The 21,059-nt window shown below is 65.5% G+C and carries 19 protein-coding genes; 12 read left to right on the top strand and 7 right to left on the bottom strand.

Features of this window, described 5'->3' with window-relative positions; genetic code table 11:
- Positions 1–27: 27 nt before the first annotated feature.
- From JGU72_RS07815 to JGU72_RS07785, 7 genes are all read left to right on the top strand, one after another.
- Positions 28–1,296 (top strand): M18 family aminopeptidase, encoded by a 1,269-nt coding sequence (locus JGU72_RS07815; protein ID WP_199683063.1) that lies wholly within the window; start codon positions 28–30, stop codon positions 1,294–1,296.
- Positions 1,297–1,393: 97 nt separating this feature from the next.
- Positions 1,394–2,080 carry a hypothetical protein gene (locus JGU72_RS07810; protein ID WP_199683062.1) on the top strand — a complete coding sequence of 229 codons (687 nt, stop codon included), beginning with the start codon at positions 1,394–1,396 and terminating at the stop codon, positions 2,078–2,080.
- A gap of 49 nt (positions 2,081–2,129) precedes the next feature.
- The gene (locus JGU72_RS07805) at positions 2,130–2,795 is read left to right on the top strand and encodes a hypothetical protein (RefSeq protein WP_199683061.1); all 666 of its coding nucleotides are present in this window, start codon (positions 2,130–2,132) and stop codon (positions 2,793–2,795) included.
- 75 nt (positions 2,796–2,870) lie between these two features.
- Positions 2,871–5,165, top strand: a complete 2,295-nt coding sequence (gene purL / locus JGU72_RS07800; RefSeq protein WP_199683060.1) for a phosphoribosylformylglycinamidine synthase subunit PurL — start codon at positions 2,871–2,873, stop codon at positions 5,163–5,165.
- Positions 5,166–5,186: 21 nt separating this feature from the next.
- Entirely contained in the window at positions 5,187–6,941 is a 1,755-nt protein-coding gene (locus tag JGU72_RS07795; protein ID WP_199683059.1) for an alpha/beta hydrolase, read from the top strand.
- Positions 6,938–7,585, top strand: a complete 648-nt coding sequence (locus JGU72_RS07790; protein WP_199683058.1) for a CPBP family intramembrane glutamic endopeptidase — start codon at positions 6,938–6,940, stop codon at positions 7,583–7,585. Before JGU72_RS07795 ends, JGU72_RS07790 begins: the two co-directional genes overlap by 4 nt.
- Positions 7,585–7,971, top strand: a complete 387-nt coding sequence (locus JGU72_RS07785) for a sterol carrier family protein (RefSeq protein ID WP_199683057.1) — start codon at positions 7,585–7,587, stop codon at positions 7,969–7,971. The genes JGU72_RS07790 and JGU72_RS07785 overlap by 1 nt, the downstream gene beginning before the upstream one ends.
- On the opposite strand, the gene JGU72_RS07780 is transcribed toward JGU72_RS07785, so the two are convergent.
- Positions 7,968–9,293, bottom strand: a complete 1,326-nt coding sequence (locus JGU72_RS07780; protein ID WP_307828340.1) for a YhgE/Pip domain-containing protein — start codon at positions 9,291–9,293, stop codon at positions 7,968–7,970. The two genes, JGU72_RS07785 and JGU72_RS07780, sit on opposite strands and share 4 nt — an antisense overlap.
- Positions 9,294–9,484: 191 nt before the next feature.
- Between JGU72_RS07780 and purF the strand changes: the two genes are divergently transcribed.
- Positions 9,485–11,056 (top strand): amidophosphoribosyltransferase, encoded by a 1,572-nt coding sequence (gene purF / locus JGU72_RS07775; protein ID WP_199683055.1) that lies wholly within the window; start codon positions 9,485–9,487, stop codon positions 11,054–11,056.
- Between the two features lie 19 nt (positions 11,057–11,075).
- Here purF and JGU72_RS31230 read toward each other — a convergent pair whose 3' ends face one another.
- Positions 11,076–11,549, bottom strand: a complete 474-nt coding sequence (locus JGU72_RS31230) for a TM2 domain-containing protein (protein ID WP_199683054.1) — start codon at positions 11,547–11,549, stop codon at positions 11,076–11,078.
- 160 nt (positions 11,550–11,709) lie between these two features.
- Here JGU72_RS31230 and JGU72_RS07765 point away from each other — a divergent pair, with 160 nt between their 5' ends.
- Positions 11,710–13,275, top strand: a complete 1,566-nt coding sequence (locus JGU72_RS07765) for an ABC transporter substrate-binding protein (protein ID WP_307828339.1) — start codon at positions 11,710–11,712, stop codon at positions 13,273–13,275.
- A 75-nt stretch (positions 13,276–13,350) separates the two neighbouring features.
- The gene (gene purM / locus JGU72_RS07760) at positions 13,351–14,451 is read left to right on the top strand and encodes a phosphoribosylformylglycinamidine cyclo-ligase (RefSeq protein ID WP_199683053.1); all 1,101 of its coding nucleotides are present in this window, start codon (positions 13,351–13,353) and stop codon (positions 14,449–14,451) included.
- Between the two features lie 212 nt (positions 14,452–14,663).
- Here purM and JGU72_RS07755 read toward each other — a convergent pair whose 3' ends face one another.
- The 5 genes from JGU72_RS07755 to ygiD all read right to left on the bottom strand — a co-directional run bounded on the left by JGU72_RS07755 (position 14,664) and on the right by ygiD (position 18,574).
- Positions 14,664–14,867: a DUF3073 domain-containing protein gene (locus JGU72_RS07755; protein ID WP_199683052.1), complete on the bottom strand. Its 204-nt coding sequence runs from the start codon at positions 14,865–14,867 to the stop codon at positions 14,664–14,666.
- 140 nt (positions 14,868–15,007) lie between these two features.
- Positions 15,008–15,967 carry an asparaginase gene (locus JGU72_RS07750; RefSeq protein ID WP_199683051.1) on the bottom strand — a complete coding sequence of 320 codons (960 nt, stop codon included), beginning with the start codon at positions 15,965–15,967 and terminating at the stop codon, positions 15,008–15,010.
- Positions 15,964–16,596 carry an MOSC domain-containing protein gene (locus JGU72_RS07745; RefSeq protein WP_199683050.1) on the bottom strand — a complete coding sequence of 211 codons (633 nt, stop codon included), beginning with the start codon at positions 16,594–16,596 and terminating at the stop codon, positions 15,964–15,966. The genes JGU72_RS07750 and JGU72_RS07745 overlap by 4 nt, the downstream gene beginning before the upstream one ends.
- A complete protein-coding gene (ygfZ, locus tag JGU72_RS07740; protein ID WP_199683049.1) occupies positions 16,596–17,711 on the bottom strand; it encodes a CAF17-like 4Fe-4S cluster assembly/insertion protein YgfZ in 1,116 nt (371 codons plus the stop codon). The genes JGU72_RS07745 and ygfZ overlap by 1 nt, the downstream gene beginning before the upstream one ends.
- A gap of 20 nt (positions 17,712–17,731) precedes the next feature.
- Positions 17,732–18,574 (bottom strand): 4,5-DOPA-extradiol-dioxygenase, encoded by an 843-nt coding sequence (gene ygiD / locus JGU72_RS07735; RefSeq protein ID WP_199683279.1) that lies wholly within the window; start codon positions 18,572–18,574, stop codon positions 17,732–17,734.
- A gap of 78 nt (positions 18,575–18,652) precedes the next feature.
- Between ygiD and JGU72_RS07730 the strand changes: the two genes are divergently transcribed.
- Together JGU72_RS07730 and JGU72_RS07725 are read left to right on the top strand one after the other, a co-directional pair.
- Positions 18,653–19,516, top strand: a complete 864-nt coding sequence (locus tag JGU72_RS07730; RefSeq protein ID WP_199683048.1) for an aminodeoxychorismate lyase — start codon at positions 18,653–18,655, stop codon at positions 19,514–19,516.
- Positions 19,517–19,598: 82 nt separating this feature from the next.
- Positions 19,599–21,053 (top strand): cytochrome ubiquinol oxidase subunit I, encoded by a 1,455-nt coding sequence (locus JGU72_RS07725; RefSeq protein WP_199683047.1) that lies wholly within the window; start codon positions 19,599–19,601, stop codon positions 21,051–21,053.
- Positions 21,054–21,059: the final 6 nt, after the last annotated feature.

Raw genomic sequence — 21,059 nt, 5'->3', positions numbered from 1 at the left:
CCCGCGCGCCGCTTCTAGGATCGAGCCATGACACTCGCGACCGCACCGGGCCTGTGCAGCTTCATCGACGCGTCGCCGTCGCCGTTCCACGTGTGCGTGACTGTCGCGAAGCGGCTGACCACATACGGGTTCACCGAACTCGCGGAGATCGATTCGTGGCCGCAGGGTCCCGGTAGGTACTTCGTCGTCCGCGGCGGATCGCTCGTCGCTTGGAGCACCGAGGGTGTCGATCCCGCCGCGCCGTTCCGGATCGTCGGTGGCCATACCGATAGCCCCAACCTCCGGGTGAAACAGCATCCCGACCTGAAGTCGGCGGGTTGGCAGCTGGTCGGACTCGAGCCGTACGGCGGGGCATGGCTGAACTCGTGGCTCGACCGTGACCTGGGCCTTTCTGGCCGATTGAGCGTACGGGCCGGAAACTCGGTGCAGCAGAAACTGATCCGGGTCGACGAGCCGATACTGCGCGTGCCGCAGCTGGCAATTCATCTGAGCGCGGACCGCAAGGGGGTCGAGCTCGATCCGCAACGGCACGTGAACGCCGTGTGGGGTACGGGATCGGCGCCGTCGCTGATGTCGTATCTGGCTGCGGTCGCGGGAGTTCAGCACACCGACGTGCTCGGTTGGGAACTGATGACGCACGACCTCGCACCGAGTCAGCTGATCGGTGTGGACGCCGACCTCGTCAGCGCGCCGCGACTGGACAACCAGGGCACCTGCTACGCCGGAACCGTTGCCCTGCTGGCCGCCGCGGCCGATCCGGGTTCGCGAATCCCCGTGCTCGCGTTGTTCGACCACGAGGAGGTCGGCAGCGGCTCCGATCGCGGTGCGCAGTCGGATCTGCTGGCAACCGTGCTCGAGCGAATCGTGTTGGTGCGCGGAGGAACCCGCGAAGACTTTCTCCGCGCGATGGCTGGATCGATCTGTGCGTCCGGCGACATGGCGCACGCGACGCACCCGAACTATCCGGATCGGCACGAACCCGCGCACAGGATTGCGATCAACGGGGGCCCGGTGCTCAAGGTCAACCAGAACCTGCGGTACGCAACCGACGCTGCGGGCGCGGCCGCGTTCGCGCTGGCCTGTGACAGTGCGGGAGTTCCGTTGCAGCGCTACGTACATCGCGCGGACCTGCCGTGCGGGTCGACGATCGGGCCGATCACCGCTGCCCGGACCGGGGTGGCGACGGTCGACGTCGGCGCAGCGCAGCTGGCGATGCATTCGGCGCGTGAACTGATGGGTGCCGACGATGTCGGTGCCTACGCGGCTGCGCTGTCGGCTTTCCTCGCACCCGAGTAGGTGGAATCCTATGGCGCGCAAAAGCGGTTGGCCGGGCACTTCGTCCTGTTAGCCTGATCCGGTCCCACTTCGTAGCCCGTTCGACTCGAGGTGCACTATGACCGTTCGCCCTGCGTTGCTGGCCGCCGTAGTTTTCGTCGCTGGAGCGCTGCTGTCCGGCTGCGGCGACGACGACCTCAGCTCCGGTCCACAGACGACCGCCGAGGCAGGCGAACTGCCGATCCTCGTTGTCACCGACTTCCCCAGCGAGCTGAAGGTCGTGCCGAACGAGGGCGCGGACAACGAGCCGGTTCCGACGGCCGATCCGGCGGAGTGCGCTGCGGTGAACGACGAGGTCGAGAAGCTCGACGCCCAGTCGGAGTCGATCAAGATGCAGAGTGACGACGACAAGGTGACCGTCGAGTTCACGGTCGGCGAGTTCAAACCCGGCGCGTTCAGCCTCGACGAGTTCACGCAGACCCTGGATCGATGCAGCACGATGACGCTGACCGACGCCGAAGGTACGGGCAAGGTCACACTGACCCCGCACGACCTCTCGTTGTCCGGTGCGGACGGGGTTGCCAGGCAGGTTGCGATCGATGTGACCTCAGGTACGGACCAGGCATACCTCGCGGGCTACATCGTGTACGCAACGGTCGGCGATTACGTGATCCACGGTGCGCTGAACGAGACTGCGGCTGGTCCGATCCCCGCGGATCGAGCAGCCGGAGAAGGGATTCCGTTCACGAAGGAGTTCTGGGACCTCGTGAATCTCCAGGTCGACCGGGCCAAGGGCACCGGGTAGATAGACTCGTCGAACTATCGGGGACAGACGAATGTTCGGGGGACTACACGTGTCGAAGCGACTTTCACTGGCGGCCGTCATCGTCGGGGCCGGAGCCATGCTCGCCGCCTGCGGGACCACCGTCGAGGGCGAACCGGCCGCTGAGGGCATGGATCTGCCGATCTTGAGTCTCGACGACTTTCCTGCAGGTTTCGAACTCGACGCTTCGGACGGCGATTCCGCGGACGTCTCGACCGATCCGGCGTCGTGTGAAGACATTCCCTCCGCCGACGACGCGCGGACCGCACCCCGCAACGAGATCGACGTCGAGAACGACGATGAGAACGTCAACATGGCCTTCACCGTCGTCGACCTCGCCGGTGTCGACTACGGCGTCTCCGAGATCGAGGACGAGCTGGAAACTTGCAGCTCTGCCGCGGTAACGGGCGACCTGGAGGGCGACCTGAGGTACCGGCCGTTCGAGTTCGAGATCGACGGCGTGGAGTCGGCGTCCCGCGTCCAGTTGCTCGAGGTCACGGCATCGGGCCAAAAGGTCTATTCGGTCGGTCTCGTCATCTTCGCGAAGGTCGGCGACTACGGCGTTTCGGCAGCTCTCACCGAATTCAAGCCGGGCACGATCCCCGCCGGCCGTAAGTCCGGAAACGACGTCGAATACAGGGACGAGTTCCTGGCATTGGTCGAGGAGCAGGTCAAGCGCGTGGAGGCGCTGCAGTAGCGGCGCCGGTCGTGACGGTGGCCCCGGTTAGACTCTGACCGAGGCTTCTCGCCGCAGCGAAAGGAACAACACTTCGTGTCCACGCACGTCGATACCGTCAGCGCAGCCGCGGAAACGCCCGATGCAGCTCAGCCGTACAAGGAACTGGGGCTCAAAGAGGACGAGTACGCCAGGATCAAGGAGATCCTCGGCCGCCGTCCGACCGATGCCGAACTAGCGATGTATTCGGTCATGTGGAGCGAGCACTGCTCCTACAAGTCGTCCAAGGTGCACCTGCGCTACTTCGGTGAAACGACCACCGAGGAGATGCGCTCGTCGATGCTCGCGGGCATCGGCGAGAACGCGGGCGTCGTGGATGTCGGTGACGGCTGGGCCGTCACGTTCAAGGTCGAGAGCCACAACCACCCCTCCTACGTCGAGCCCTACCAGGGTGCGGCGACCGGTGTCGGCGGCATCGTCCGCGACATCATGGCGATGGGTGCCCGGCCGATCGCGGTCATGGACCAGTTGCGCTTCGGCGCTGCCGATGCGCCTGACACTCGTCGCGTCGTCGACGGCGTGGTCCGCGGAGTCGGCGGCTACGGCAACTCGCTCGGCCTGCCGAACGTCGGCGGTGAGACCGTCTTCGATCCGTCGTATGCGGGCAATCCGTTGGTCAACGCGCTGTGTGCAGGCGTCATGCGAACCGAGGATCTCCATCTCGCCTTTGCTTCCGGTGCCGGCAACAAGATCATTCTGTTCGGTGCGCGGACCGGTCTCGACGGCATCGGCGGGGTTTCGGTGCTTGCGTCCGAGACGTTCGAGGGCGACGAGACCGGCGGCGGGCGCAAGAAGCTGCCTGCGGTTCAGGTCGGCGACCCGTTCACGGAGAAGGTGCTCATCGAGTGCTGTCTCGAGCTTTATCACGCCGGTATCGTGATCGGCATCCAGGATCTCGGCGGTGCGGGGTTGTCTTGCGCCACTTCGGAATTGGCTGCGGCCGGTGACGGCGGTATGCGAATCGAGCTCGACAAGGTGCCCATGCGGGCGACCGGAATGACACCTGCCGAGGTGCTGTCGAGCGAGTCGCAGGAGCGCATGTGCGCCGTCGTCGCACCCGAGAACGTCGATGCCTTCATGGCGGTCTGCAAGAAGTGGGATGTGCTCGCCACGGTGATCGGTGAGGTCACCGACGGTGAGCGGCTGGTCGTCACGTGGCACGACGAGACGGTCGTCGACGTGCCGCCGCGCACCGTTGCGCACGAAGGTCCGGTGTACGAGCGGCCGATTCAGCGGCCCGCCGACCAGGATGCGCTGATCGCGGCGACCCCTGACAACCTGGCACGCCCCGCATCGGGTGCGGAACTGCGTGCGACCTTGCTGCAGATGCTCGCGAGCCCGCAGTTGTGCAGTCGTCGCTGGATCGTCGAGCAGTACGACCGCTATGTCCGTGGCAACACGGTGCTCGCCGAGCATGCCGACGCCGGCGTGATCCGCATCGACGAAAAGACGGGGCGCGGCATTGCGCTCGCGACCGATGCATCCGGCCGCTACACCCGCCTCGACCCCTATACCGGCGCTCAGCTTGCCCTTGCCGAGGCGTATCGCAACGTCGTCACGACGGGTGCAACGCCGAAAGCGGTGACGAACTGCTTGAACTTCGGATCCCCCGAGAATCCCGAAGTGATGTGGCAGTTCCAGCAGGCGGTCCGCGGCCTCGCGGATGGCTGTGTGGCGCTTGGGATTCCGGTCACCGGCGGCAACGTGAGCTTCTACAACCAGACCGGAACTACGCCGATCCTGCCGACGCCGGTCGTCGGTGTCCTCGGCGTCATCGACGACGTGCACCGGCGCATCCCGACCGGCATCGGGCATGAGCCGGGGGAGACGCTGATCCTGCTCGGCGACACTCATGACGAGTTCGGCGGATCGATCTGGACCCAGGTCGTCCACGACCACCTCGGCGGCGTGCCGCCGAAGGTCGACTTCGCGCGTGAACAGTTGCTTTCCGAGGTGCTGCTCGCGGGCTCGCGGGACGGCATGATCACTGCGGCGCACGACCTGTCCGAAGGTGGCCTTGCGCAGGCAGTCGTCGAAGCGGCGTTGGCTGGCGAAACCGGTTGCCGCATACTGCTTCCCGAGGACGCCGACCCGTTCGTCGCGCTGTTCTCCGAGTCGTCCGGCCGGATCCTCGTCGCAGTTCCGCGCACCGAGGAGACGCGCTTCCAGAAGATGTGCACTGCGCGTGGATTGCCTTGGTTCCGAATCGGAGTGGTCGACCAGGGCTCGGATTCGGTTGAGGTTCAGGGTCTGTTCGACGTTCCGCTGGCGGAGTTGCGGTCGACCTTCGAGGGCACGCTTCCCGCACTGTTCGGTGCGTTCACGCCCTGACCGAGACCCACAGGTGATGTCGTGACTCGATCAGGTACCGGCGCGACGGCGCCGAAACGTGTCCGGGACTCGCGTATTGTCCGGGCGCGGTTGCTGATTCGCAGGATCGAGCGCGTCGTCGACCTCAACTACGTCGGCTTGGTCGTCGCGGGATTGTTTTTCGCGTGGTCGGTCACGCCGTCCTTGTTGCCGCGCGACTGGATGTTTCAAGGCTTGATCAGCGGCATCAATGCGGCGATGGGCTACGGCGCGGGTTGCGTGCTGGAGTGGTTGTTCCGCAAGTTTGCCGTGCCCAGGATCCAGATCTCGCAACCGCCGGACTGGGTGACGAGCACGGTCAAAATCGCCGTGCTGTTGACGGTCGTCGGCGGCGCCGGGTACATGCTGATCCTTGCGGCGCAGTGGCAACGGCAGCTGACCACGCTGATGGACATGGCCGGTACGTCCACGTCGGCGTACCTGCGGACGGGTGGGCTCAGCCTGCTGGTTGCGGCAGCTGTCGTCGCGGTCTTCCGTTCCCTGCGCGCATTGGTGAGATGGGTTGCACGGCAACTCAATCGGTGGGTGCGCATACCGCGGACCCTGGCGCCGGCAGTGGGCATCTTCCTGATCGCGTTTCTCACCGTCACGTTGTTCAACGGCGTGCTGGCGAAAGCGCTTTTTGCCGTGGCGAACTCGGCGTTCAGCGTGCGCAACGACCAGACCTCACCGGCGGCGATCCAGCCGACTCTGCCGGAGCGGTCGGGCAGTCCGGCGTCGTTGGTGCCGTGGAAGACGCTCGGCTCGGAAGGGCGCTGGTTCGTCTCACAGGGGTTGGACGCCAACACGATCGGGCTCGTCACCGGTAGGGTCTCCGAAGAGCCGATTCGCGTGTACACGGGCCTCGAGTCGGCCGACAGCCCCGAGGCCCAGGCCGATCTCGCAGTTTCCGAACTCGACCGAACCGGCGCTTTCGACCGCAGCGTTCTCGTCGTCGTGACGACCACCGGCACGGGCTGGGTCAACTCCACCGCGGCGAACGCAATCGAGATGATGTACCACGGCGACACGGCGATCGTCGCGACGCAATACTCGTATCTGCCCAGCGTGCTGTCCTTTCTCGCCGACAGCACGAAGGTCGCCGAGGCGGGCAAGCTGCTCTTCGACAAGGTCTACGAGCGATTGTCGGCACGGCCCATGAACGAACGGCCGAAACTTCTCGTCTATGGCGAGAGTCTCGGCTCGCAAGGGTCGGAGTCCGCGTTCGACGGGATCGCCGATATCCGGGCGAAGGTCGACGGTGCGCTGTGGGTCGGTCCACCGAACTCGAATCGCATTTGGCGGCAGTTCGTTTCGCGTCGCGATCCCGGATCACCCGAGGTCGAGCCGGTCTACGCGGACGGCCTTGTCGTCCGCTTCGCCGGAGATTCCGGCGATCTGGCCCAACCGCCACGAGCCTGGCTTGCGCCACGGATCGCCTACTTGCAGCACCCGTCCGATCCGATCGTGTGGTGGTCGCCGGACCTCCTGTTCTCCCGTCCGGACTGGCTCGAAGAGACCCGCGGTGATGACGTGTCGCCGGAGATGACGTGGCGTCCGGTCGTCACGTTCTGGCAGGTCGCCGCCGACCTGACCAACGCGACCTCGGTGCGGACCGGTCACGGGCACCGTTACGGCACGTTGGTGCTCGATGCCTGGGCGGCGCTGCTCCCGCCTCCTGGCTGGACCGCCCAGGATTCTGAACGCATCCGCCCGGTCCTCGATGCGCTCGACGATTACGAGCGCGAGGCGAAGTGAGGCGGCGACAAGGCGTCGCCGTTGCCGCGGCGGCCGGGGCCGTCGCGTGGAGTACGTGGGCGCTGCCGTCCATCGGATCAGGGCGGGCACGCGTCGCGGCGAATGTTGCTTTCGCTACGGGCTTCGCGTACGCGGTTCGGCGGTTGGCCGGTCGTAGTGAACCGGTCCGCTGGGTGGCCCGCGAGGGTCTGCTGGTCGGCGCGGCTGCCGCAGCGGTCCCGATCGGCGGGTTCGTGGTCGCGGCGGCGCTGCCAAGCGCTCGAACGCGGCTAGCCGAGCGCACCGACGATACGACGACCGCCGAGTTTCTCGAGTGGATTCTCGTCCGCATACCGGTCGGCACCGTGTTGGCCGAGGAGTTGATCTTCAGGGGCACGGTGAGTCCCGTCCTGGAAGACGCATTCGGTCTCGCCGTCGGCGGCGGACTGGCAGCCACCGCCTTCGGGCTGTGGCACATACGGCCGGCCATGATCGCCGGCGACAGCGTCGTCGGCACGGTTGCCGCGACTGCTGCCGCCGGGCTTGTGTTCGACTGGCTGCGCCGGCGCGGAAACCACCTTGCGGGACCCGCGCTGCTCCACCTTGCGACCAACGTCGGTGGTGCGGTTGTTGTGCGTGCCGTCTCCGGCGAAAGGGGTGTGTGATGCCCGGCCGTGCGCGCGTCGACCACGCGACCGTTCAGCGTGCCGTCGCGGCGATCGCCGACTGGCTGCGCGACGACAGCAGCGACGCGCCGGGGCGTAGCGAAATTGCTGCAGCAGTGCGTTCCAGCGCGCGGCTGCTCGCCGCAGATGCGCCGGGGTCCTCGGTGGAGGTCCGTGTGCCGCCGTTCGTGGCGGTCCAGTGCATCACGGGTCCGCGCCACACCCGCGGGACTCCGCCGAACGTCGTCGAAACTGACCCAAGGACGTGGCTGCGCCTGGTCACCGGCCTCGTCGACTTCGAATCCGCGGTCGAGAACGGGTCACTTGTCGCGTCCGGGAGCCGCGCACACGAGGTCGCGCGCTGGCTCCCGCTGGCCCGGATCTAGATCGCGCCGCGCTTGAAGCCCTTGCGGTCGTAGATCCTCGTCGCGATTACGCCGAGAACAAGGCCGAACCCGAGCCCGAACGTCGTCATCAGGAAGCCGTGCAGCAGCCCGGAGTCGTACCGGGCGTCGAAGTAGAGAATCGCGCGCACACCGACGAAGACCTGGTGCAGCGGTTCGAAATTCGCGAGCCAACCGAAGAACGGCGGTTGGCCTTCCAGCGGCACGGTGCCGCCGGAGGACGGAACGCCGAGGACGATGAAGATCACGAGGTTGATCAGCAGGCCGGCGGTGCCGAACGCGGCCATCACGGAAACCGCCGTGATTCCCACGGCCGCGATGGCGTAGGCCCCGAACGCGAACAGAGCGGGTGCGCGGGACATCGGCATGTCCAGGAATGCCGAGATACCGACGTAGATCGCCGAGACGACGATCCCGACGACGATCATGATTCCCCACTTGACCAGCAAGGTGTGGAATCGCGAGACGTGTGCGGACGGATTGAACATGAACCACGGCCCGAACTCGGCGGGGGCGAAGCCGAGCCGCGCGTCCACGAGCGAACTCACGATCATCGCGCCCGTGAAACCGGCCAGGAGCAGCAGCAGCGAGTAATAGAACGCCGACAGCCCATTGCCGGTGCCGTCGGGAAGCGGATTGAACGCGACGGTGTGGACGTTTACGGGTTCGGAGACTGTCAACTTGGTGACCGCCGGGAGTTCGCCGTCCGGGCCGACCGCCTTCTGCAGCTCGGCCGTCAGCTGTTCGCCGACTTTCGCGTTCACCTGCGTCATGGCCTCGTCGAAGAATGCGGTCACGATCCCCGTCGCGAACGGTCCTGCGCGCGGGTTGGTCCTGACGGTGATCAGCGGTTTCGTGATGTCGCCGGGCGCATTCGCCCCGCTCGCGATCGCGAGGTTCGACATGATCTTGCTGAAGTCGCTCGGGATGATGATCGCGCCGTAGACCTCGCCCTTGCGGAGCATCGATTCCGCGGACCCGATGCCGACCTCGCGAACCGCGATCTTGTCGCTGGGAATCTGTGCGACGAGGTTCTCGGCGATCTGGTCGCCGTAGTTGTTCTGCCCTTCGCCCTCGTCCTGGTTGACGAGCGCGATGGGAAAATCGTGCAGGTTCTTGCGCGGGTCCAGGATGCTGTCGAGATACAGGACAGCGAGCAGCGACATCAGCAGCGTGACCACGACGATCGGTGGCAACCAGACGCGCGGATGTCCGAGTAGTCGCTTCAGTCCCGGCGACTCCCCGGTCGGCGAAACGGCATCGACCTGGTCCGGTTCGGCAGCGCCACCCTCGTTGCTCGTCACGCGGGTGACGCTAGCAGTTTCGCTCCGGAAACCTCCGGCTTTCACGACGCGCCGAAGCAACAGTGATTTGCCTGACATTCGCCGACGAAACGTGCAGGTAAGGGTGGTTGCGCGCCGGTATGGGGCTAGCAGCGGCAGAAATCACCCGTAGACTGATCTCGCCCCCCTATCCCAGCCGCAAAGGGAGCACCGTGACTAAAGCCGAGCAGTCGGTCAGCAGTCCAGCCCGGTCCGAAGATCGTTTGGATCAAGACGAGAACGAGCCCCGCGAGGAGTGTGGGGTATTCGGCGTCTGGGCTCCGGGCGAAGATGTCGCAAAACTGACGTACTACGGGCTGTACGCATTGCAGCACCGCGGGCAGGAAGCCGCGGGCATCGCAGTCGCCGACGGCTCCCAGGTGCTGGTGTTCAAGGATCTCGGGCTGGTCAGCCAGGTTTTCGACGAGCAGACCCTCAAGGCAATGCCAGGTCACGTCGCTATCGGCCACTGCCGCTATTCCACGACCGGTTCGACGAGCTGGGAAAACGCGCAGCCGGTCTTCCGTACCACCGCTGTCGGCACCGGCCTCGCGCTCGGTCACAACGGCAACCTCGTCAACACTGCAGAACTTGCGAGCCGTGCTCGCGAAGCCGGCCTGATCAACGAGCGCCGCGCGATGGCTGCGACTTCTGATTCCGATGTCATCGGCGCCCTACTGGCACATGCGGCTGCCGATCAGACCATCGAGCAGGCGGCCCTCAAACTGCTTCCGACGGTCCGCGGCGCCTTCTGTCTCACCTTCATGGACGAGAGCACGCTCTACGCCGCGCGCGATCCCTACGGTGTGCGCCCCTTGTGTCTCGGCCGTCTAGACCGTGGCTGGGTCGTCGCGAGCGAGACGGCAGCCCTGGACATCGTCGGTGCATCGTTCGTCCGGGAAATCGAGCCTGGCGAACTGCTCGCGATCGACGCCGACGGCGTCCGGTCGTCGCGGTTCGCGAGCCCCGAACCCAAGGGCTGTGTGTTCGAGTACGTCTACCTTGCCCGGCCCGACAGCGTGATTTCCGGCCGTTCCGTACACGGCGCCCGTGTCGAGATCGGCCGCCGCCTAGCCAAGGAACATCCAGCCGACGGTGACCTGGTGATTCCGGTTCCCGAATCGGGAACGCCCGCCGCGGTCGGATACGCGCAGGGTTCGGGAATCCCGTACGGCCAGGGCCTGATGAAGAACGCGTACGTCGGCCGCACGTTCATCCAGCCGTCGCAGACGATCCGTCAACTCGGAATTCGCTTGAAGCTCAACCCGTTACGTGAAGTGATCCGCGGCAAGCGGCTCATCGTCGTCGACGATTCCATCGTCCGGGGCAATACCCAGCGCGCGCTGATCAGGATGCTGCGCGAAGCCGGCGCGCTGGAGATCCACGTGCGCATAGCGTCACCGCCGGTCAAGTGGCCATGCTTCTACGGAATCGACTTCGCGTCGCCGGCGGAACTGATCGCCAACGGCGCCGGTACACCCGACGCGCTGAAGGGGCATAACTTCGAGGACATGCTCGAAGGTGTGCGCCGGTCGATCGGTGCCGACTCGCTCGGCTACATCTCCATCGACGGCATGATCGCAGCCACCGAGCAGCCACGTTCGCGCCTCTGCTCGGCGTGCTTCGACGGCAACTACCCGATCGCGCTGCCGACCGAAGCTATCGGCAAGAACCTGCTCGAAGGCCTCGGTTCGTCGGCCGCGCGTGCGGCAGACGACACCGTCAGCGCGCTCAGCAGGCCCTGAGCGCGCCGACGCGACCGCGCTAATCGCGTAGTGGCCGACCCTGTGGGTCGGGAACCTTGCCGATGAAGATCAGGATGCAGTCGATCAGTGCCCAGACGCCGAGTCCGCCGCAGGTCAGGAGCTGGGCGATCGCGACGCCGTTGTAGCCCAGGTACCAGCGACCCGCACCGAATCCGCCGAGGAACAGCTGCAGTAGGCCGGCAACCAATTTCTGCTTGTCCGAGAGCGGCTGACCGGTCACGGGATGACGACCGTAGGGCGCGGTGGGGTCCGGCGCGCCGTAGGGCGAAGGTGCACCGTATGCGGGCTGGCCGTACGGCGGTGGCTGCTGGCCGTACTGCGGCGGTTGCTGGCCGTATTGCGGCGGTGGCTGCTGCCCATACTGCGGCGGTTGCTGGCCGCCGTTGGGCTTGTACTCAGGCTGATCGTTGTAGGTCACAGACGAGGATATTGCCAGAATATCTGCCGTCTGGGGGAGTGAAGTTTCGGCCATCCGTGCCACCCCCCGAAAGCTCGTCGGGCGGCCGTCGCGAACTGCGATATCGCCTGGAGGGTTGCAGTACGGTGCTTGTGTGGACGGGTCGACACGGCAAGGTTCTTTCCCTGGCAGTAAGTCCCCGCTACGCCGTCGCATCGGACACAAGAAGAAGGTCGTGACTGCGATCGCAATCACTGCGCTGGTCGCAGCGGGCTGCGGCGGAAGTTCGGACGACGGAGCCGACTCGGATGGCGCAATCGTCGTCGGTACGGCAGACCGGGTCGAAGCGCTGGATCCTGCGGCTGCGCAGGATCAGGGTTCGTCGGCCGTGATGAATCAGGTCTACCGGTACCTGCTGAATTATCCGCCCAGCGATCAGCTCCCGCGTCCCGATGCCGCGGAGCGCTGTGACTTCACCCAGCCCACGGTCTACACCTGTGTGGTCAAGGACGGGCTCGAGTTCGCCAACGGCAATCCGCTGACCGCAGCGAGCGTCAAGTACTCGTTCGACCGCATCGCGAAGATCAACGACAAGAACGGTCCCGCAACACTTCTCGCGCAACTCGACCATGTCGACGTCGTCGATCCGCGCACCGTCGCGTTCACGATCCGAACGCCGAACGATCAGACGTTTCCGCGTGTGCTTGCTTCGGAGGCCGGCCCGATCATCGACGAGAAAATTTTTCCGCCCGACACACTGCTCGACGACGACGCGATCGTTGCGGGCAAGCCGTTCGCCGGGCCGTACACGATTTCGAACTTCCAGAAGGACGAAGTTGTCGAGCTCGAGGCGAATCCCGACTACGACGGTGCGCTTGGAAAGGCGAAGTCGCCCAAGATCCGGGTGCGGTACTTCGGCAGCCCGGAATCGTTGACGACCGCGACCGACGACGGTTCCATCGACGTCGGATTCGACGCATATCGCCCTGCGGACGTCGAATCCTTGCGCGACAACAGTGAACTCGTAGTGCACCAGGGGCCGGGCGACGAGTTGCACTATCTGGTCTTCAACTTCGACACGATGCCCGGTGGTTCGCCGGAACAGAAGTGGGCCGTGCGCAAGGCAATCGCGTCGTCGATCGACCGCGACGCACTCGTCGCAACCATCTACAACGGCACCTTCGCGCCGGCTTATTCGGTTGTGCCAGAGGGCTTTCCGGATGCCGTTCAACCTTTCCGGGACCTCTACGGCGACAAGCCGAACAAGGAAGCGGCCGCTCGATTCGCGGCCGAATCCGGTGTGCCGACGCCGATAGTTCTCGATATCGAGCACTGTCCCGAGCACTACGGTCCGACGAGTACCGCGGAGTACGAGGCGATCGAAGCGCAGCTCGAATCGACGGGTCTCTTCACGGTGAACCTGAAGACCGCGGCCTGGGACACTTACGACCGCGACCGGGTGCAGAACGCATATCCCGAGTACGAACATCGGTGGGAGGCGGTGCTGCCCGATCCCGACGAGTTCATAGTCCCGCTGTTCGGTCAGTTCAACGTCCTGCAGAACCACTTCGCCAGTCCCGTGGTCGACGATCTGATCCGGCAGGAATCGACCGAGCTCGATCCCGTGCGCCGCGCGGAGCAGCTCAGGCAGCTGCAAGACGAGCTCGCTCGCACCCATATCCCGGTGCTACCACTGGTTTCGAGCAAACACATCGCAGTCGCGCAGCAGAACGTCCAAGGGGTTCCGGAGACGCTGGACGTGACGGGCAAGCTCCGATTCACGACCTTGACGAAGAGCTGAGGGACTTCGGTGTGCTCGACTCCGGTAGCGTGAGCTGGCATCCGTAGGCCGAACAAAGTTGGAGCGCCCTCGAAAATGAACGACTCGACCGACCGCCGTCCAGGCGCATCGTACGCAGCTGCGGGCGTGGATATCGAGGCAGGCGATCGCGCAGTCGAACTGTTCGCGCCCCTTGCCAAGCGCGCGAGTCGCCCGGAGGTCCGGGGTGGGCTCGGCGGGTTTGCGGGGCTGTTCGCGCTCAAGAGTGGCTATCGGGAACCTCTGCTTGCCGCCTCGACCGATGGCGTGGGCACCAAGATCGCTATCGCGCAGGCGATGGACAAGCACGACACCGTCGGGCTCGACCTCGTCGCGATGGTTGTCGACGACCTGGTTGTCTGCGGTGCCGAGCCGCTGTTCCTGCAGGACTACATCGCCGTCGGCAGAGTTGTCCCGGAACGTGTGGCGCAGTTGGTCGCGGGCATTGCAGACGGCTGTGTGCGTGCCGGCTGCGCTCTTCTGGGTGGTGAAACTGCCGAGCACCCCGGTTTGATGGCGGACGGTGATTACGACCTCTCAGCGACGGGCGTGGGCGTCGTCGAATCCGAGCTTGTGCTCGGACCCGAGAAGGTGCGTCCCGGCGACGTCGTCATCGCGATGGGCTCGTCGGGATTGCACTCGAACGGCTACAGCCTCGCGCGCAAGGTGCTGCTCGAGATCGATCGGATGTCGTTGAGCGCACATGTCGAGGAGTTCGGCCGGACGCTCGGCGAAGAACTGCTCGAGCCGACCAAGATCTACGCCAAGGACTGCCTCGCGCTCATCGCCGAGACCGACGTGCGGACGTTCTCGCACGTGACCGGCGGTGGCCTCGCGAACAATCTCGCCCGTGTGATGCCGCGTGGCCTTGTCGCCGAGCTCGACCGCGGCACTTGGAATCCCGCGCCGGTCTTCAAGATGATCGCGCAGCGCGGCCGGGTCGACCGGGCCGAGATGGAGAAGACCTTCAACATGGGCGTCGGCATGGTCGCGATCGTCGCGCCCGAGGACGTCGATCGCGCGCTCGCGATCCTCACCGCGCGCCACATCAAGTGCTGGACCCTCGGTTCGGTGAAGAAGGCTGCAGGCAAGCCGCAACCCGACAAGCACGAGGCCTCGGGCCGCGCTGTGCTGGTGGGGGACCACCCGCGCTTCTGAGGGCCTTTCAGACGCATTCGGGCCGCACCGGCACACCGGGGCGGCCCGAAGCTGTGCCTGGGCAGAGGATGTCGCCTACCGACCTGCAAACGTGGTCTGGGCACGGCTGTCACCGCGATGTGGTGCGGTGTGAGCGTTTGCTGGGCCGAAACCCATTACGCACGAAGGAAGGGGAAGCCGATGCGTCGGCCTCCCCTTCGAACGTTCAGTTATCAGCGACGCCAATCGTCGTAGTCGTCGTCATCCCATCGGGAACGGCTTTCTGGCTCGTCCGTTCGGACGCCGTTCCGGTGCGAGCTGGGTGTGCCTCCTCCGGAGAGCTCTCGCTGCAGCTCCTCGAAGTCAGTGGTTGGCGAGCTGTACTTGAGCTCGCGTGCAACCTTGGTCTGCTTTGCCTTAGCCCGGCCGCGGCCCATGGCTAACCCCCTCGCGCCTTTGCGGGGCGGCCTGGGTGTTTTGGCGGCCCCGTTTGAATGAGTATTTTTCCTGACACACACTCTAGCGTGCGAATCGCGCTTGCGCTTCCACCCTGCAGAGTGTGCAGGTCAGGTGTCCGTCATTGTGAAACAGCCCCGGGAATCGCGCGAACGATGCCCACGCGCGCTCCGCCGCCCAAAACAGGCTGTGCGGCGATATCTGTCGGGTCCTCGGCCCACTCGACTCCCATTCGGCTCAGGATCGCCGCGGCGAGCGGCAGCCGTGGCCGATCGCTCCCGTCGTCGATCTTGAAAGCGAAGGCCCGGCCGTCTGCCAGCGCACCGACCTGAACACCGTCCGCTCCGGTTTTGCACAACAGACCGGGCACAGCGGTCATCAGGCGCAGATCGGTAGTTCCTTCGCCCGAAACAAGATCGGGGTGCGCGCGGATGGCATCGGCGATGAGGCGCTCGGGGGTCGTATCGGGAGCGGTAGTAAGCCTGGCGAACGCGCGAGCGAGGTTGACGAGCGAGACGGGAACGATCGGCAGCCCGCAGCCGTCGATCGCGAGCTCGTTCTCAGGTTCGCCGGTGAGGTCGGCGATCGTGGCGGCAACCGCTTCCTGTAGCGGGTGCGTCGAGTCGAGGTAGGACTCCAGCGGCCAGCCGTTGATCGTGCAGGTGGCCAGCATCGCCGCATGCTTGCCCGAACAGTTCATGTAGAGGCGCCGAGGCCGGGCGCCGTGAGTCAGCACCTCGGCGCGCGCGACTTCGTTCGCCGGCAGATCCGGCGGGCACTGCAGCTGGTCCTCGACAAGGTCGAAGCGATCGAGAAGGCGGCGAACGAGTTCGATGTGCCGGCGCTCGCCCATATGTGACGCGGATGCGATGGCGAGCTCCGCTGCGTCGGCGGGAACGAAACCGTTGCGCAGCAGCGTGAGCACCTGCATCGGCTTGTTGCAGCTGCGCGGGTAGATCGGGGTGTGGACCGCGCCGATCTCCAGTTCGGGGTCACCGTCGACGTCGATGACGACGAGCGATCCGCGATGAACGCATTCCCGGAAGCCCGACCGGACAACCTCCACGAGATCGACGCTCACCGAGTGAGCCGTTCGAGGGCGCTCTCGAGACGGGGCCGCAGTTTCGCCGAAATGGTCGGTTCTCCGTCGAGCAGCCGTGCCAGTCGATCGGCATCGGCGCTTCGGAAGACGTCGCGAATCGTGACGCCGTGCGCGGGTGTGTGCACGATGTCTATCCGATCACCTGCGGTGACCACGCCTTCCTCCAGTACGCGCAGATAGGTCCCGGTGTCGCCCCGCTCGGCGAAGCGCCGCACCCAATGTTCCTCCCGCGCCCAAATCTGGAAGCTCATACAGGGAGTCCGTGGCGAGGTCACTTCGAACAGTGCGGTACCGACCTGCCAGCGCGTACCAACGACAGCATCGGTGGCCGGAATGCCGCTGACGCGGAAGTTCTCGCCGAACCAGCCAGCGGGCAACGGCCTGCCGAGCTCGTCGGACCAGCGCTGCGCTTCGGCGTCGGAGTAGACGTAAACGGCCTGGTCGACTCCGCCGTGGTGTTTGGGGTCGCACACGTGGTCACCCTCGAGGCCGAGCTTGGTGACAGAAACACCGCCCTCGACCGGTCGCTTGTCGATCGCGGTGAACGGGACGGCACGAGGCTGCGGCAGGTCTTCGTACACGACGCAGACCGCATCGAGCACACCCATCAGCGACCCCGCAAACGGTCGACGGCCGCGCGTCCGGCCTGTACCCCGTCGCTACGCGGAACGGAGTCCGGATCGATCGACGCCGCGCACGGGCCGGCCTCGAGTTGGGTGTCCGCCGGAACGTTTCGCTTGACGAGGGCGAGCGCGATCGGACCGAGCTCGTAATGATCGATGACGGTGCCGAGACGCCCCACGCTGCGGCCGCCCGCGGTGACCGCCTCGCCGGGCTCAGGTCGGCTGTCAGCGGAACCGTCGAGATGCAACAACACCATGTGCCGCGGCGCTTTGCCGAGGTTGTGCACCCGCGCGACCGTTTCTTGCCCGCGGTAGCAGCCCTTTTCGAGGTGGACGGCACCGCCGGTTTCGACGCCACCGATCCAGCCGACCTCGTGCGGGATCGTGCGGTCGTCCGTGTCGAGTCCGAGCCGCGGGCGCAGCGCAGCGACGCGCAGCGCCTCGAACGCCCACATACCGGCCGGTTGTGCACCTGCGGCGGTCAACCGGATCCACAACTCGCCGAGTTCGGAACGCGGAACGAGTAGGTCGTAGGAATTCGACGTCGGCCATGCCATCTTCCGAACGAGACCGCCGCCCGGCAGCGCAACCGCTGTCTCGGGTAGAGCGTCTATGCCGAGAGCGGTCGCCAACCGTGAGGTCGCGGGTCCGAGCAGGCTGAGGACCGCGTAGTCGTTGGCATCTCGCGGCTCGGCCTTCGACCAGAACACCATCTTCGTCAGAAACGCGAGCAGCGCTGGGCCGTTCGCGGCCTCGGTGTCGATCCAGGTCGTGCCGCCGAGATCGGTCATGACGAAGTGGTGCTCGACGCGACCGTTCGCGTCGAGGCTCAGGTTCTCGGCTGTGGTGGCATCGGGAAGGCTCGCGACGTGCTGGCTCGAGATGGTGTGCAGCCACGTCAGCCGTTCGGTGCCGTCGATCGCGATGACGAATCGATGCGAGCGGTCCACGATCGCGGCAGCGTCGACGGCTGCGCGCTGTTCCGGAAACGGGTCGCCGTAGTGCCAGGCGACGGCCTCGTCGGGAGTTTGCGGGGGACCAGGTACCGCGCCGGCTGCCCCGAGTAGTGGACTGGGTTGCACGGACTGAGTTTCGGTCACCAGTCCATCCTAGTTTCGGCCTAGAGGTTGCTGTCGGCAGCCGGGAAGCCGTCGGGTGAGAGAGCCGCCGATCCGGCTCCTGGCTTCGCCGCCTCGGGGCAATTCAGGCCGAGGGTGTAGGCCGCCATCGAGATCGACCCGGCCGCGTGGCCGTCGACGAGCAGGTTCAACGGTTCGGTGTCGGCGAGGCCTGCGATGTAGAGCATCGGTAGGTAGTGGTCCGGCGTGGGGACGGCAAGGCGGAAGTCCGGATGGCTGTCGAGCGCGGCGATCTCGGTGGGGTTGCTCTCGAGCTGTTCGCGTGCGGCGTCGTCGAAGCGCAATGCCCAGTCGTAGCCGGTATCTGGCTGACCGAAGTCGACGGCTCGCAGGTTGTGGACGATGTTTCCGCTCCCGATGATCAGGACGCCGTCGTCACGTAGCTGTGCGAGCTTGCGGCCGAGTTCGAGGTGGTGATCGAAGTCCTTGAACGCATTCAAGGCGAGTTGGACCACGGGAATCGACGCGTCGGGGAACGCGTGGACCAGCACGGACCAGGTGCCGTGGTCGATGCCCCAGCTGTCGACGTCGGCCCCGCACCACGTGGGCTTGACCACATCGGCGACCTGCGTTGCGAGCTCGGGTAACCCCGGTGCCGGGTACTCCACGTCGAAGAGCGGCTGCGGAAAACCATAGAAGTCGTGGATCGTCCGCGGACGCGGCATGGCGGTCACGGCGGTCGCGTTCGTATACCAGTGGGCCGAGATCACAAGGATGGCACGCGGTTTCGGGACGGACGCCCCGAATGTTCGCCACGCCTCCGTGTACCGGTTGCGTTCGAGGGCGTTCATCGGATTGCCGTGGCCGATGAACGCTGCGGGCATGGTCTGCGGACCCATGAGCCAACCCTAGTAGTCCATTGCCGCCCTATCGAGCCTGCTCGCGTCGATAGGCTTGGTGGCATGGCTGATCGAGTGCTGGTGACCTTGGATGGTGCGGTTCGGGACCCGGACAAGCCGCTGCTGCACGCCGACGACCTCGCGGCCGTCCGGGGTGACGGTGTGTTCGAAACCGTCCTCGTCCGCAACGGCAAGGCGTGCGTCATCGAGCTGCACCTCACGCGCATGCACAAGTCGGCCGAGGCGCTCGAATTGCCCGAGCCGGACCTCGTGGCCTGGCGCAATGCGATCAAGGTGGCGCTGAAGAAGTGGGGTGGGGAGACCGACGGTGCGATGCGTCTGGTCCTCAGCCGGGGCCGGGAGATCGGTGGATCCCCGACCGCATACGTGACCATCGGACCGGTTGCCGAGCGCATCGAGCAGGCGCGCAAGGACGGCATATCGGTCATGACGCTCGCGCGGGGGCACTCGATCGAATTGGGCCAAACCGCGCCCTGGCAACTCCTCGGCGCGAAGACGCTGTCCTACGCGACGAACATGGCTGCGCTGCGGTTCGCCCAGCGCTACGAAACTGACGACGTCATCTTCGTCAGCAGTGAGGGCCGTGTGCTGGAGGGCCCGCGATCGACGGTTGTGATCGCGCGCGGTAAGACGCTGATCACACCGCCGCCGCAACACGGAATTCTGTCCGGTACGACCCAGCGTGCGGTCTTCGAGGTCGCCGAGCAAGAGGGCTTCAGCTGTTCCTACGAGCCGGTCTTTCCGGCAGATCTCATTACCGCAGAGGGACTTTGGTTGCTCTCGAGCGTGACTCTCGCCGCGCGTGTGCACACCCTCGACGGCCTGAAGCTCGCGGAAACCACGCGTGGTGCCGAGATGGTGGCGCTCATCGAGAAGGCCATCGAGACGGTCGGGATTATGGCGTAGCGCACGAAAGGGTTCCCGCAGGTTTCAATATCTACTACAGTCAGTAGTACGCAAGCTGTAGTAGACGATGGCGGGAGCAGGCATGGATGCCTTGGACATCTCGAGATGGCAGTTCGGGATCACGACCGTCTACCACTTCATCTTCGTTCCCCTGACGATCGGACTTGCGCCGCTCATTGCCGTCATGCAGACGGTGTGGGTCGTCACGGGCAACGACCAGTGGTACCGACTCACGAAATTCTTCGGCAAGCTCTTCCTGATCAACTTCGCCCTCGGAGTCGCGACGGGCATCGTGCAGGAGTTCCAGTTCGGCATGAACTGGAGCGAGTACTCGCGGTTTGTCGGCGACGTCTTCGGCGCGCCGCTCGCACTCGAGGGCCTCGTCGCCTTCTTCCTGGAATCGACGTTCCTCGGCCTGTGGATCTTCGGCTGGGGCAGGCTTCCGAAGCTTGTCCACCTTGCGACGATTTGGCTGGTTGCCATCGGTGTCAACGCGTCTGCGTACTTCATCATCGCGGCCAACTCGTTCATGCAGCATCCGGTCGGTGCCCGCTTCAACCCCGAGACCGGCCGCGCCGAGCTCACGAGTATCTGGGAGCTGCTGACCAACAACACTGCGCTTGCGGCGTTCCCGCACGCTGTCGCGGGCGCGTTCCTGACCGCTGGGACGTTCGTTGCCGGCGTGGCCGGATGGTGGATGGTGCGGGGCTTGAAACACGAGGACGGCGACGGCGCGCGCATGTTCAGGCCCGTCGCGCGACTCGCCATGGGCGTGATCATCGTTTCGGGTGCGGCGCTGGTCTACACCGGCGACGTGCAGGGCAAGCTGATGTTCGAGCAGCAACCGATGAAGATGGCATCCGCGGAATCGTTGTGCCACAGCGCGACCGATCCCGATTTCTCGGTGCTGACCGTCGGCACACACAACAACTGCGACAGCGTCGTGCACCTCATCGAGGTGCCGGGTGTCCTGTCGTTCCTCGCCAAGGGCCAGTTCACCGGCGTCGACCTCAAGGGCGTCGTCGACCTGCAGGAAGAGTACGTCGAGAAGTACGGCCCGGGTGACTACCGGCCGAACCTGTTCGTCACGTATTGGGCCTTCCGCATGATGATCACCCTCGCGGCCGGCTCTGCGCTGCTCGCGCTCGCGGGCCTGTGGGTGACTCGGGGTGGCCGGGTGCCGCACCAGCGGTGGTTCGGGTGGCTCTCGCTTGCCGCGATTCCGACGCCGTTCCTCGCGAACAGCGCGGGCTGGGTGTTCACGGAGATGGGTAGACAGCCATGGGTGGTAGCGCCCAATCCGACTGGTGTGGACCAGATTCGGCTGACGGTCTCGCAAGGTGTGTCGGACCATCCGGCGTCGACAGTGGTGATCTCGCTGGTCGTATTCACGCTCGTGTATGCCGGCCTTGCCCTGGTCTGGTTCAACCTGATCAGGCGGTATGTGGTCGCCGGACCGTTGGAGCACGATACCCATCCGCACGCGCACGATGACGATGACAGCGATGCGCCCAAACAACTTTCGTTCGCGTACTAGGAGTCG

This window comes from Antrihabitans auranticaus (assembly GCF_016481275.1).
GTDB lineage: Bacteria > Actinomycetota > Actinomycetes > Mycobacteriales > Mycobacteriaceae > Antrihabitans.
Note: the sequence above shows the minus strand (reverse complement) of the source record. Positions and strands in the feature narration are given on the sequence as shown.

Excerpts from the sequence above, each read along its gene's own strand:
- JGU72_RS07730 (WP_199683048.1), top strand. The coding sequence starts at position 18,653 with ATGGCTGATCGAGTGCTGGTGACCTTGGATGGTGCGGTTCGGGACCCG.
- JGU72_RS07815 (WP_199683063.1), top strand. The coding sequence starts at position 28 with ATGACACTCGCGACCGCACCGGGCCTGTGCAGCTTCATCGACGCGTCG.
- purM (WP_199683053.1), top strand. The coding sequence starts at position 13,351 with ATGAACGACTCGACCGACCGCCGTCCAGGCGCATCGTACGCAGCTGCG.
- JGU72_RS07745 (WP_199683050.1), bottom strand. The coding sequence starts at position 16,596 with ATGGGTGTGCTCGATGCGGTCTGCGTCGTGTACGAAGACCTGCCGCAG.
- JGU72_RS07810 (WP_199683062.1), top strand. The coding sequence starts at position 1,394 with ATGACCGTTCGCCCTGCGTTGCTGGCCGCCGTAGTTTTCGTCGCTGGA.
- JGU72_RS07785 (WP_199683057.1), top strand. The coding sequence starts at position 7,585 with ATGCCCGGCCGTGCGCGCGTCGACCACGCGACCGTTCAGCGTGCCGTC.
- JGU72_RS31230 (WP_199683054.1), bottom strand. The coding sequence starts at position 11,549 with ATGGCCGAAACTTCACTCCCCCAGACGGCAGATATTCTGGCAATATCC.
- JGU72_RS07755 (WP_199683052.1), bottom strand. The coding sequence starts at position 14,867 with ATGGGCCGCGGCCGGGCTAAGGCAAAGCAGACCAAGGTTGCACGCGAG.
- JGU72_RS07725 (WP_199683047.1), top strand. The coding sequence starts at position 19,599 with ATGGATGCCTTGGACATCTCGAGATGGCAGTTCGGGATCACGACCGTC.
- ygiD (WP_199683279.1), bottom strand. The coding sequence starts at position 18,574 with ATGCCCGCAGCGTTCATCGGCCACGGCAATCCGATGAACGCCCTCGAA.